Origin of the sequence: Tardiphaga sp. 839_C3_N1_4 (genome assembly GCF_051811045.1) — a bacterium.
GTDB lineage: Bacteria > Pseudomonadota > Alphaproteobacteria > Rhizobiales > Xanthobacteraceae > Tardiphaga.
This window is the reverse complement of record NZ_JBPWQD010000001.1, coordinates 1,745,856-1,758,376: the sequence shown is the minus strand read 5'-3', so window position 1 is coordinate 1,758,376 and position 12,521 is coordinate 1,745,856. Positions and strand designations below refer to the sequence as shown.

Genomic DNA, 12,521 nt, shown 5'->3' with positions numbered 1-12,521 from the left:
GGCCCGCATTGCCCCCACAGGACCCACCCCATGACGCGCGATTTTCCGGCCGGCAATTATCGCTATATTCCCGCAGTGTTTCAGTATTCCAGCGGCGTTGCCGCCAATGCGGATTTCGAGATCGAGCGCGTGCGTTTCGACACATGGCTGCCGTTGGCCGATGGGTTCGCGCGTATTGCCGATTACATTCTCGCGGCCGATCGCCCGCTGACATCGTTCTGCGCCTGCGAACTGCGCTCGCCTGCAGTGGTCGACGAAGCGGGCTTTCGGAAGTTCAACGAGCACTATGTCAAGACGCTTGCTGAATGGGGCATCTTCGACGGCACCAACAATCCCGTCGCGCGCAGCAATGTGTGCCTCGAGATCGATCCGCCGAGTGAACCGTCGTTTTACGCGTTCTCGTTCACGCGGCCGGCGTTGGGCGCCAAATCGAGTTTCGTGATCGCCGGCGGCGCTGAAGCGCGGGGCGGTCCCGGCACATATCCCGAGCGCATCACGCGCTATCGCGAGACCTCGCCGGACGCGTTCCGGGAGAAAACGCGGATGACCATGAGCAATATGGAAGAACGCCTCGGCACCTTCGGCTTCTCGTGGAAGGACACCACCGCAACGCAGATTTACACGGTGCAGGATTTCCATCCCGTGGTGGCCGATGAACTGGTCAAGCGCGGTGCGTCGCGGCAGGGCATGACCTGGCATTTTGCGCGGCCGCCGGTGGTCGATCTCGAATTCGAGATGGATACGCGGCGTGTGATGCGTGAATTCGTGATCTGACCGTCAGGCAGCGCGCGCTGATTTGCTGAGATGCGCGGCGACGATCCGCAGATCGTCGACGAAGTGCGCGTATTCGCGCGCTTTGGCATCTTCATCGGGCAGGCGCAGCAGATAGGACGGATGCACGGTGACCAAGACCTGCGTGCCGTCGTCAGCCTCGATGATCCGGCCGCGCGTCTTGCCGATCGGCGTGATCTTGCCGAGCACGCTTTGCGCGGCTGTCGCGCCCATCGCGACGACGAGCTCGGGTTTCACGGACGCTTTTTCGCGCTCGTACCAGGGACGGCACGCCTTGATTTCCGGCGTTGCTGGCTTCTGGTGCAGACGGAATTTTCCACGTGGCACGAATTTGAAGTGCTTCACGGCATTGGTGACATAGACCTTGTCCCTGACAATGCCGGCTTCCTTCAACGCCTTGTCGAGCATCTGCCCGGCCGGTCCGACGAATGGCTTGCCGGCAAGGTCTTCTTTGTCGCCGGGCTGTTCGCCAACCATCATCACCGATGCATGTTGTGGTCCCTCGCCAAATACAGTCTGCGTCGCATCTTTCCACAAATGGCAGGCACGGCAGTCGGCGGCTTCGTCGCGCAATGCGGCAAGATTTTCCTTCCCGGTATGTTCGGCCATTTTGGTCGCATGCGACTTGACCATCGTCTCCTCCCGACGTTGCGGTTTCTTGGGCGCGCTGGCTTCTGCCGCGATCATGTCACCCGTGATGCGTTCAGCTTGCGCGATCAGCGGCTTGATCAGCGCGGCTTCGGGCAGGTTGCGCCAGTATTTCTTCGGCATCTCGTTCTGCATCGCCTTGGTCTTCAACCGCGCCGGATTGAAGATGTTGGCGTAATAAGTCAGCCATACCTCTTCGAGCCGATCCTTGGTCGGCGCATCGGCCTTGCTGACACCGGGCGTGATGGAAATCGCGTGGCCGTCCCAATGCGCGCAGCGATCCGGCGTCAGGATCGACCACGCCATGTCGGCAAAGCGCCGCGCGAAGAATGGCGCGGCGAGTTCGACGATGTAATGCTCGGGCTCGAACCAGGCGACGAAATGCGAATTCGGCTCGCGGCCGATTTCGCGAAACCGTACGAAAGCATGCATCTTGTGCTCGTCGCGCCGGACAGCCTTAGCCATCGCCTGCAATTTAGCGATGTCGGAATCGATCGCGACATGGATCAGATCGGGATTGTCGCGCAGGCGCCACAGCAAACGATAGAGCAGGGCGAAGCGTTCGGGATCGCGATGCAGGATCGCAGTGTCGGCGAGTTCGACGAATTTGGCCGGAACGTTGAACGTGCCTTTTGCAGCGTCGGATAGCGACGTTGCTGGCGAGGCAGAGAACAATTCAGGCTCGGCGCCTGCAACCGTCCATGTCACATCGCCGGGAGCAATGTCGTTGAGCGCCAGTTTGCGTGCCGCCTTGCGCCAGCCTTCAAAGTCGGTGTCGCTCTCCAGCACGATGGTGTGCATCGGGTCTCCTGAAATGAAAGTCTAGAATCCAAATCCCAATTGGGTTGCCTTCGGTTTGAACCGCTCCGCCAGTTTTGCGCTGTCCAGCAAATTCACGGCGGGGCGATGATCCGGAAGAACGATGAAAGGCAGTGCCTTGTTCCGCGGAATATGCAGCCGAGCGAGGTCGCCGACGCGGATCGACGAGATGCGGCGCGTTTCGATGATCCGCTGCACGGCCTTGGCGCCAAAGCCGGGCACGCGCAAAAGGTCTTCGCGGCTGGCGCGGTTGACGTCGAGCGGGAAGCGCTCGCGGTGTCGCAGCGCCCAGGCGAGCTTCGGATCCATCTCCAGCGACAGCATGCCGTGGCTGTCATCGACGATTTCGTCGGCGTCGAAGCCGTAAAAGCGCATCAGCCAGTCGGCCTGATACAGCCGATGCTCTCGGATCAGCGGTGGGGCGCGCAGCGGCAGCGAACGGCTGGCATCGGGGATCGGGCTGAAGGCGGAGTAATAGACGCGCTTGAGATTGTAGGACCCGTAGAGATTGGCCGAGGTCCGGATGATGGTTGAATCATTGGCGCTGTCGGCGCCGACGATCATCTGCGTGCTCTGGCCGGCCGGCGCAAAACGCGGCCCGACTTTGCCGCGTGGCGTCGGCTTGCGTTCTTCGCGGGCTTCATCGAGCTTCAACCGCAATCGACCCATGGTGCGACGAATGGCGCGGACGTCTTTCTCCGGCGCCAGCTTCGCGAGGCTGTCTTCTTCCGGCACCTCTATATTGATGGAGAGCCGGTCGGCATATTTGCCGGCCTCGGTGATCAGCGCATCGTCGGCTTCCGGAATGGTCTTGAGGTGGATATAGCCGCGGAAGTGATGCTCCTCGCGCAGTTTTCGCGCGACGGCGACAACCTGTTCCATCGTGTAATCGGCGCTGCGGATGATGCCCGAGGAAAGAAACAGTCCCTCGATGTAATTGCGTCGATAGAAATCCAGCGTCAGTTGCACCACTTCGTCGACGGTGAAGCGGGCGCGCGTCACATTGCTGGAGGCCCGGTTGACGCAATAAAGGCAATCGTAATTGCAGGCATTGGTGAGCAGGATCTTCAGCAGCGAGATGCAGCGGCCGTCCGGCGCATAGGAATGACAGATCCCCATGCCTGCATCGGTCGAGCCGATGCCTTTGCCGTCGCGGGAGTCCCGTTTCTCGGTACCGCTGGACGCACAGGACGCGTCGTATTTCGCGGCATCCGCCAGGATCTCCAGCTTGCGCTTCACGTCCATGTTCAAAAATCCCTTTGATTTCAAATGCTAAAAAAGTGGCTGATGATCCCGATTGACTTGGTTTGCCATCTTAGCTTTATATTAGAACATATCATGAACAAATGGGCCGGCAATGGGTTCACTAAAAACCCGCCACGGCAAAACAATTTCGAGGAGCGGCGCATGACCGGCGCACGCATGGCCACGCTCGCGCAATTGCGCGGCAGTATCGAGCGCATCGAGACCCACAGCGATACCTATGCGCCGGATCGCGTGTCGCTCGGTCATGCCGAGGCGGACGCGGCGCTGCAAGGCGGGCTCGCACGTGGCACGATGCATGAGGTGTTCGCCGAAGGCCGTCACAGCGCGGCGGCCACGGGCTTTGTCGCGGCCCTCGCGCATCGTGTCTCGGCAAAGCGGCCGCTGCTGTGGATCCGGCAGGATTTCTCCGAACGCGAATGCGGCGCGCTGGCCATGAGCGGCTGGCGGGAACTCGGTCTCGATCCGCGCTTGCTGGTCACCGTGCGCGCGCCCGATGTGGAGACGGCATTGCGGACCACGGCTGATGCGCTGGCCTGCGATGCGCTGGGCAGCGTCGTGCTGGAGACCTGGGGCGACAGCAAGCAGTTCGACTTGGTCGCCAGCCGCAAACTCACGCTGGCAGCGCGGGGCTCGGGCGTCACGTGCCTGTTGCTGCGGACTGCAGGCGTTCCGGTCTCGAGTACGGCAGAGACGCGCTGGATCATCCGCTCCGCGCATTCGCCGCCATTCAGGCCCTGGCAATCATGGGGCGTGCCCATGCTCGACGTGCAACTGGTTCGAAATCGTCACGGCCCGAACGGGCAATGGATCATGGAATGGAAGTGTGATGAGTGCGTTTTCCGTGACACATCGGCGCATCCTCAGCCTGTGGCTGCCGCGCCTGCCAACCGATCGCATCAAACGTCAGCTCGCGCGCAACGGCGCGCCAGCTAATCTGCAAGCAAGTATTGTCGTCGCCAAGCAAAGCAATGCGCTGCAGATTTCCGCGCTGGACGATGCCGCGGCGAAGCTCGGCCTTGAACCAGGTCTGCCGCTCGCCAATGCCCGTGCGGTCTGTCCGGACATTCAGGTGTTCGATGCTGATCCTGTCGCCGATACGCAGGTACTGACCGACATCGCCGATTGGTGCGACCGCTTCACACCGTTGGTGGCGCTGGATCTGCCGCATGGTCTGTTTCTCGACATCACCGGCTGTGCCCATCTGTTCGGTGGCGAGGCCGCACTGATGCAGCTGCTCTGCGCGGCGCTGTCGCGGCAGAGTTTTATTGTCAGTGCAGCGATTGCGGGGACATCGACATGCGCGCGCACGCTCAGTCGATATGCACATGGCCGGATCGTCGCCGCGGGCGAGGAGGCCAAGGCAGTGACGCCGCTGCCGCTGTTCACGCTCGGCGCCGATGAGGCGATCATCCGTGGATTGCGCCGTGCCGGCTTGAAGACCATCGGGGATGTCGCTTCGCGCTCGCGTCCCGAAATCACCGCACGTTTCGGCGCGGAATTCACGACGCTGCTGGAACAGGCGCTGGGGCAAAGCGATGCACCGATCTCGCCGCGCAAGCCGCTGCCGGATTATATCGTCGAGCAACGTTTCGCCGAACCGATTGCCACCGATGGCGTGATTACGCTGACATTGGCCAAGCTGGCACGCACGCTGATCGATGCGATGGACAGGCAGGGCAAGGGCGCGCGGCGGCTGGAAGCGGCGTTCTTCCGCACCGATGGCGCGGTGCGGGTGATCACCGCCGAAACCGGCCTGCCGGTGACCAAGGGCGAGGTGATCGACCGGTTGTTCCGCGAGCGACTGGACGCGATTGCCGATCCGCTCGATCCCGGTTTCGGTTTCGATATGATTCGCCTGTCGGCCAGCCGCACCGAGATTGTCGTGCAACAGCAACGCGACCTCGATGCCAATGTGCATGCAAACGATGAACTGGCCGATCTGATCGACCGTATCGCAGCACGGATCGGACCGCGACGTGTGCTGGTCTATCTGCCTGTCGAGAGCCACATTCCGGAACGCGCGATGCTGGGTGTGCCGGCACAGCATCATCTGGCTGCCGCCATGCAGGCAGCATGGCCGGCGCGTGAAGACGAGCCGCCTTTGCGGCCGTTACGGTTGTTCGAGCAGCCCGAACTGATCGATGTTCCGCTCGCGGAGTTTCCAGACAAGCCACCGAAGAAGTTCACCTGGCGACGCGTTTCTCACAACGTCGTTCATGTGGAAGGTCCGGAGCGTGTGTCGATGGAGTGGTGGCGTGCGCAGGAGGCGAAGCCGACGCGCGATTACTTTCGTGTCGAGGATGAGGCAGGTCAACGCTTCTGGCTCTTTCGCGACGGGCTGTATGGCGAGATCAGGGATGCGAACGATCAAGTCGTTTCGCCGCAATGGTTCGTGCATGGACTGTTCGCATGAGCACGGGCGGCGCTGGCGCGCCTGACTATGCTGAAATTGGCGTCACCAGCAATTTTTCGTTCCTGCGCGGCGCGTCGCATCCGCAGAACTATGTGCATCAGGCCAGTGCCGAGCGGCTTTATGCCATTGGCATTGCCGATCACAACACCATGGCCGGTGTGGTGCGGGCCTTTGCCGAGCTGGACCACAAGGATCTGGTCTACAAACCGAAGCTTCTGATCGGCACGCGGCTGGTTTTCAATGACGCTACGCCCGACATCCTTGCCTATCCGTGCGATCGCGCTGCCTATGGTCGACTGTGCCGGTTGCTCAGCATGGGCAAGCTGCGTGGCAACAAGGGTGAATGCCTGCTGCAGCTCGGCGATCTCGCGGAGTTTAGCGAAGGGGTGTTGCTTGTTCTAATGCCGACCTATCGGATCGACAGTGATCTTGTCCTGCGCACGCTCGATGCACTATCGGGCCTGCCGGCGGAAGGCATCTGGCTTGGCGCCAGTCCGTTTCATCGCGGGGATGACAAGCGTCGTCTGGCAAAGCTGCAGCGCATCGCATCCACTGCGCGTGTGCCCCTGATCGCCACCAATGACGTGCTCTATCACACGCCAAATCACCGCATCCTGCAGGACGTGGTCAGTTGTATCCGTGAAAAGACCACCATCGAGCAGGCCGGCCGCGTGCTGGAAATGAATGCCGAGCGGCATCTCAAGCCGGCTGCTGAAATGGCGCGGCTGTTTCGCGATTATCCGGATGCGATCCGCGAGACCATCCGTTTTGCCGATCGCATCACGTTTTCACTGAGCCAACTGCAATACCAATATCCCGACGAACCGGTCCCGCCGGGAAAAACCGCGCAGCAGCATCTCGCGGATCTGACCTGGGAGGGATATGCCCGGCATTTCCCGAATGGTGTCGATGAGACGCTCGAAGCCACCTTACGCAAGGAGCTCGCGCTCATCGCCGAGCTCGGTTATGCGCATTACTTCCTGACCGTCCATGACATTGTGCGCTATGCGCGCAGTCAGAACATCCTGTGTCAGGGGCGGGGCTCGGCAGCCAATTCCGCGGTCTGCTACATGCTGGACATCACCTCGGTCAATCCCGCCGAGGTCGACCTTTTGTTCGAGCGCTTCATCTCCAAGGAGCGGCTTGAGCCGCCGGACATCGACGTCGATTTCGAACACGTCCGGCGCGAAGAGGTGATGCAGTATGTCTACAAAAGATACGGCCGTCATCGCGCGGCAATCATCGCCACCGTCATCCACTACCGGCCGCGCTCGGCAATCCGCGATGTCGGCAAGGCGCTGGGATTGACCGAGGACGTCACCTCGGCATTGGCCGATACTGTCTGGGGCAGTTGGGGCAAGGGCCTCAACGAGATGCAGGTCAAGCAGGCCGGTCTCGATCCGTCCAATCCGATGATCGTGCGCGCTGTCGAGCTTGCCACCGAGCTGATCGAATTTCCGCGCCATCTGTCGCAGCATGTCGGCGGCTATGTGTTGACGCAGGACCGGCTCGACACCTATGTGCCGATCGGCAATGCGGCGATGGACGACCGCACCTTCATCGAATGGGACAAAGACGACGTCGACACGATGAAGATGATGAAGGTTGATGTGCTCGCGCTGGGCATGTTGACCTGCATCCGCCGCTGTTTCGAGCTGATCTTTCACCATAAGGGTAGGCGGTACGAACTCAAAGATATCAAAGCGGAAGACGACGATGCTCCGCCAGTTTTCGCGATGCTCCAGCGCGGTGAATCCCTCGGCGTGTTTCAGGTCGAAAGTCGCGCGCAGATGAACATGTTGCCGCGCCTGAAACCGCGCACTTTCTACGATCTCGTCATCGAAGTCGCGATTGTTCGCCCGGGCCCGATCCAGGGTAACATGGTGCATCCCTATCTCAAGCGGCGGGCGATGAACCCTGATGATATCGAATATCCATTTCCGAAAGGGGGCAACAAGAACGAACTCAAGAATGTCCTGCACAAGACCCTTGGCGTGCCACTGTTTCAGGAGCAGGCGATGCGCATTGCCATCCAAGCGGCACATTTTACTTCAGAAGAGGCCAATGGTCTGCGTCGCGCCATGGCGACGTTCCGCAATGTCGGCACCATGCATACGTTCGAGGCGAAGATGGTCGGCAAGATGGTCGACCGCGGCTACGATCCGGTATTTTCCCAGAGCTGCTTCGATCAGATCAAAGGTTTCGGTAGCTATGGTTTTCCGGAAAGCCATGCGGCCGCCTTCGCGCAGCTTGTCTATGTTTCATCATGGTTGAAGCACTACCACCCCGATGCATTCTGCTGCGGGCTGTTGAACTCACAGCCGATGGGGTTTTATGCGCCATCGCAGATCGTGCGCGATGCGCGCGACAACGGCGTCGATGTGCGGGAGATCGATGTGTCCTTCAGTCATTCGCAGAATACGCTGGAAGAACCAGGCGGAGACTATTGCGCCGTTCGCCTCGGCTTTCGCCAGATCGACGGATTCAAATGGGCGGATCCGGATGAGGAGCGCGAACGTGAAAAAGCTGGCAAGCCGCCGGGAGAAGATTGGGGCAAGCGCATCGTTGCCGCGCGAGAGCGACAGCCTTTCACCTCGCTGGAAGATTTCGCCCGCGATACCGCTTTGCCAAAACGTGCGCTGATCATGCTGGCCGATGCCGATGCATTTCGCTCCATCGGCCTGGATCGCCGTGCCGCACTGTGGGCGGTGAGGCGATTGCCCGATGACGTGGCACTGCCGCTGTTCGAAGTCGCGACCGCGCGGGAGCAGCCAGACGAGAATGCGAAGCCTCTGCCTGAGATGCCTTTGCCCGAACAGGTGGTCGCCGATTATCAGACCATCCGGCTGTCGCTGAAGGGACATCCGATGGAGTTCCTGCGCGCGAATTTCACACGGGAAAAAGTGGTGACTTGCGCGAGCGTTGTGGATGCCAATGACAAACGGCGCGTGCGTTGTGCCGGCGTCGTGCTGGTGCGGCAGCGGCCGGGCAGCGCCAATGGCGTTGTCTTCATGACGCTGGAGGACGAGACCGGTATCGCCAATATCGTGGTATGGCCGAAGGTGATGGAGCAGTTCCGCAGGGAGGTGATGGGTTCCAGACTCATCCTGGTCGAGGGGCGCATCCAGAGTAGTCCAGAAAAGGTCGTCCATCTGGTTGCCGAACGGCTGATCGATCGCTCGGACGACCTGAAGTATCTTGGCAACGATGCGCTTGGCGGACCCCGACAAATGCTGTCAGGCCCCGAACCGGTCAATGACGATCGCCGCGAGCATCCCGACAATCCCGCCCAGCGCATTCGCCATCCGCGCAATGTCCGGATACTGCCGCGCTCGCGGGATTTCCATTAAGCGCCGTTCAGAAACCATTCAGCCGATATTACCTATTCAGGTGATGCACCGACTGGCGGTCCGCCGGGTGGCCGGTGCAGGAAAGTAATAGTGGCATAGGCGCCGATCCATGAACCGACGGCGGCGAAACCCACATACATCCAGTTTTCGGTATAGCTGATGACGGCATAGGACGAGAGTACATACCAGACGCTGCTCCAGGTGGCCGCAGGTATGCGCCGACGGGCCACCACCGCAGAGGTGAACATCACATAGACCGCGTCGGTGGCAGCCGTGGCCAGCACCACGGCACCGGCTGTCAATGGATCGATGGTGGCCATGGTCTCTCCTCCATGCTTGTACAGGATGATGCGATGACGGATGTGGTCACCTGGAAGCGTGAGCTGAATCGATGTCGTGGGAAAGGGGGAGAGCGTTGATGTACGGCATTCGTGAACTGCTCGCCGACCTCTGGCGGGAGGTTGGCGGTGATATTGCGGCGCTCCAGCGTGTCGCGCTGACCGGCAATGACCCGCAATTGCCATCTTCATTCCATGTCGGTGCGGCCGCTCAGGTCAGCATCGCTGCGGCTGGAATGGCCGCTGCCGAAATCTGGCGGCTACGTAGTGGGCAGACGCAGACTGTCGCCGTCGACATGCGCCACGCCATCGTCGAGTGCCGCAGCGAGCGCTATCTGCGCTGCGACGGTAACCCGCCGCCGCCCGCCTGGGACGTAATCGCTGGTGTCTACAAGACCGGCGACGGAAAATTCGTCCGGCTGCATACCAATTTTCCGCATCATCGCGACGCTGTCTGCCAGGTGCTGTCATGCGCGCCGGAGCGCGAAGCCGTGCAGGCCGCTCTGATGCACTGGAACGGCGAGGCCTTCGAGACCGCGGCCTATGCGGCCGGCGGTGTCGTGGCGCTGATGCGATCGCGCGACGAATGGATGGCGCTGCCGCAGGCCACAGCTGTTGCTGAACTGCCGCTGGTCGAGATCACCCGGATCGGTGACGCCGAACCAAAGCTGTGGCCGATCGGCGCCCGGCCGCTTGCCGGTCTGCGCGTACTCGATCTCTCACGCGTCATCGCCGGTCCCGTCGCTGGTCGTACGCTTGCGGCCCATGGCGCGGATGTCATGCTGGTCTCCAGTCCAGATCTGCCGGCGATCCCGTGGCTCACCGTCGATACCGGCCGCGGCAAGCTCTCGAGCTTCGTGGATCTCCGGAGCGAGCAGGGGCGCGACACCTTACGAGGATTGCTCGCGCAGGCGGATATCTTCTCGCAGGGCTATCGCCCGCAGTCGTTCGCGGCGCTCGGCTTCTCGCCGGAGGAGGCGGCCCGTGTCAGTCCCGGTATCGTCTATGTCTCGCTCTCCGCCTATGGCCGTTCCGGGCCATGGGCCGGGCGCCGCGGCTTCGACTCCCTTGTCCAATGCGCGACCGGCTTCAACCATGCCGAAGGGCAGGCGGCCGGCGTCGATGGGCCCAGGGAGTTACCGGCCCAGATGCTTGATCACGCCACAGGCTACTTAATGGCATTCGGCGCCATGATCGCACGTGCACGTCAGGCGCGCGAAGGCGGCAGCTGGCACGTGCAGGTCTCTCTTGCCCGCACCGGTCAATGGCTGTGGGATATGGGAAGGATCGCGGAGGGTCTCGCGGTCGAAGACCTGAAGGGAGAGATGGTCAAAGCCTTTACTGAGGATATGCCGTCCGGATTTGGCCAGTTGTCGGCGGTCCGTCATGCAGCCGTGTTATCGCGAACCCCGGCATCGTGGGCGCGTCCGGCCATGCCCCTCGGCAGCCATCCGGCGGTATGGCCGTCCGGCAATTGAAACCCATTCGCAGGATTTCAAAATTTTAACGAAGATTCGTAAGTGCACACGCGTTTTTAGATTGTCTGAACGCCCAGATGCGCACTATTAGCGCGTGAATGGGACAAATCGCCGCGGAATAAGTGCGTTTCCTACCAAGGACTGGACAGTGACGAATTTAGATCAACGATCTCAGCTGTTTAGCGGAAAGCGCCTGATTGCGGGCGGTTGCATTGCTGCCATGCTGGTCGCCACAGGCATCGGCTACGCGCGGCTGTCCACCCCGTCGAAGGGCCATTCCGACGTTTCGAGCCAGTCGCGGAAGAATCCGCAGCGCTATACGACGTCGCCGTCGGAATGGGCCAGCCTGACCATCGAGCCGGTCACCGTGCGTGCCTTCCGTGCCGAACACGTCACCGAGGGCAAGATCGCCGTCGATGAAGACCGCTCGACCCCGATCTTTTCACCCTATGCCGGCCGCGTCACCAAGCTGCTCGCCAAACCAGGCGACCACGTCGAAAAGGGCCAACCGCTCTTTGTGATCGAAGCGGCCGACACCGTTGGCGCGCAGAATGATTTCGTTGCCGCGACCACGGCGCTCAACAAGGCGAAGTCGCAATTCGACCTCGCACAGATCCAGGACAAGCGCGCCCGCGACCTGTTCGAAGGCAAGGCTGTGCCGCTGAAAGACTATCAGCAGAGCCAGGCCACGCTGCTGCAGGCACAGAACGATCTGCGCACCGCCGACACGGCACTCGAAGCCGCACGCAATCGCCTGCGTATTCTTGGCCTCTCGGAAGACGCCATCACGGCGTTTCAGGAGAAGGGCCGCATCAATCCGGAAACGACGATCTATGCGCCGCTTGCAGGCACGGTGGTTCAGCGCAAGATCGGCCCCGGCCAATACATCAGCGCCGGCGCTGCCGATCCGGTTTTCGTGATCGGCGATCTCTCATCAGTGTGGCTCACGGCCTTCGTACGTGAGACCGAAGCTGCTGCCGTGCAGATCGGTCAGGAAATGAGCTTCACCGCACTGGCGCTGCCGGGCCGCGTGCTCACTGGCCGCATCAGCTATGTCGCGACAGCGCTCGATCCCGCGACGCGCCGACTGCTGGTCCGCGCTACGCTGGACAACAGCAACGGTTTGCTGAAGCCCGAAATGTTCACCACCGTGACGATCTACGCGCCTGGCGACCAGCCAACGATAGGCGTGCCGAAAACGGCGCTGATCTATGAAGGCGATCAGGTCCGCGTCTGGGTGGCGCATGACGACAAGACCATCGAGCTGCGCACAATCAAGACCGGTATGACCAATGGCAATCTCGTCGAGGTCCATGGCAACCTGAAAGCCGGTGAACGCATCGTCACCAAAGGCAGCCTGTTTATCGATCGCGCGGCCTCCGCCAGCTAACTCCCAGCTTCGGCTCTTCTGAAAGGT

At 61.2% G+C, this 12,521-nt stretch carries 9 protein-coding genes; 6 read left to right on the top strand and 3 right to left on the bottom strand.

Annotated elements, in window-relative coordinates; translation table 11 throughout:
- The first annotated feature begins 30 nt into the window (after nucleotides 1-30).
- Entirely contained in the window at nucleotides 31-774 is a 744-nt protein-coding gene (gene cnbZ / locus AB8A38_RS08750; RefSeq protein WP_315841515.1) for a 2-amino-5-chloromuconate deaminase CnbZ, read from the top strand.
- 3 nt (nucleotides 775-777) lie between these two features.
- On the opposite strand, the gene AB8A38_RS08745 is transcribed toward cnbZ, so the two are convergent.
- Nucleotides 778-2,241 carry a UdgX family uracil-DNA binding protein gene (locus AB8A38_RS08745; RefSeq protein WP_439085721.1) on the bottom strand — a complete coding sequence of 488 codons (1,464 nt, stop codon included), beginning with the start codon at nucleotides 2,239-2,241 and terminating at the stop codon, nucleotides 778-780.
- A 21-nt stretch (nucleotides 2,242-2,262) separates the two neighbouring features.
- Nucleotides 2,263-3,504 carry a putative DNA modification/repair radical SAM protein gene (locus tag AB8A38_RS08740; protein WP_439085720.1) on the bottom strand — a complete coding sequence of 414 codons (1,242 nt, stop codon included), beginning with the start codon at nucleotides 3,502-3,504 and terminating at the stop codon, nucleotides 2,263-2,265.
- Nucleotides 3,505-3,666: 162 nt separating this feature from the next.
- Here AB8A38_RS08740 and AB8A38_RS08735 point away from each other — a divergent pair, with 162 nt between their 5' ends.
- Genes AB8A38_RS08735 through AB8A38_RS08725 form a run of 3 tightly spaced genes read left to right on the top strand, consistent with a single transcriptional unit; the run spans nucleotide 3,667 to nucleotide 9,288 of the window.
- Nucleotides 3,667-4,458: an ImuA family protein gene (locus AB8A38_RS08735; protein ID WP_439085719.1), complete on the top strand. Its 792-nt coding sequence runs from the start codon at nucleotides 3,667-3,669 to the stop codon at nucleotides 4,456-4,458.
- Nucleotides 4,352-5,938: a Y-family DNA polymerase gene (locus AB8A38_RS08730; protein WP_439085718.1), complete on the top strand. Its 1,587-nt coding sequence runs from the start codon at nucleotides 4,352-4,354 to the stop codon at nucleotides 5,936-5,938. The genes AB8A38_RS08735 and AB8A38_RS08730 overlap by 107 nt, the downstream gene beginning before the upstream one ends.
- Entirely contained in the window at nucleotides 5,935-9,288 is a 3,354-nt protein-coding gene (locus AB8A38_RS08725; RefSeq protein WP_439085717.1) for an error-prone DNA polymerase, read from the top strand. Before AB8A38_RS08730 ends, AB8A38_RS08725 begins: the two co-directional genes overlap by 4 nt.
- A 32-nt stretch (nucleotides 9,289-9,320) precedes the next feature.
- Here the strand turns inward: AB8A38_RS08725 and AB8A38_RS08720 are convergent, their stop codons facing one another.
- Nucleotides 9,321-9,608, bottom strand: coding sequence for a hypothetical protein (locus AB8A38_RS08720; protein ID WP_089266972.1), 288 nt, complete (start codon nucleotides 9,606-9,608; stop codon nucleotides 9,321-9,323).
- 98 nt (nucleotides 9,609-9,706) lie between these two features.
- Here AB8A38_RS08720 and AB8A38_RS08715 point away from each other — a divergent pair, with 98 nt between their 5' ends.
- Both AB8A38_RS08715 and AB8A38_RS08710 read left to right on the top strand, forming a co-directional pair.
- Nucleotides 9,707-11,104 (top strand): CoA transferase, encoded by a 1,398-nt coding sequence (locus tag AB8A38_RS08715; RefSeq protein WP_439085716.1) that lies wholly within the window; start codon nucleotides 9,707-9,709, stop codon nucleotides 11,102-11,104.
- A 220-nt stretch (nucleotides 11,105-11,324) separates the two neighbouring features.
- Complete coding sequence (locus tag AB8A38_RS08710) at nucleotides 11,325-12,494, top strand: efflux RND transporter periplasmic adaptor subunit (RefSeq protein WP_439085715.1); 1,170 nt, start codon at nucleotides 11,325-11,327, stop codon at nucleotides 12,492-12,494.
- Nucleotides 12,495-12,521 lie beyond the last annotated feature (27 nt).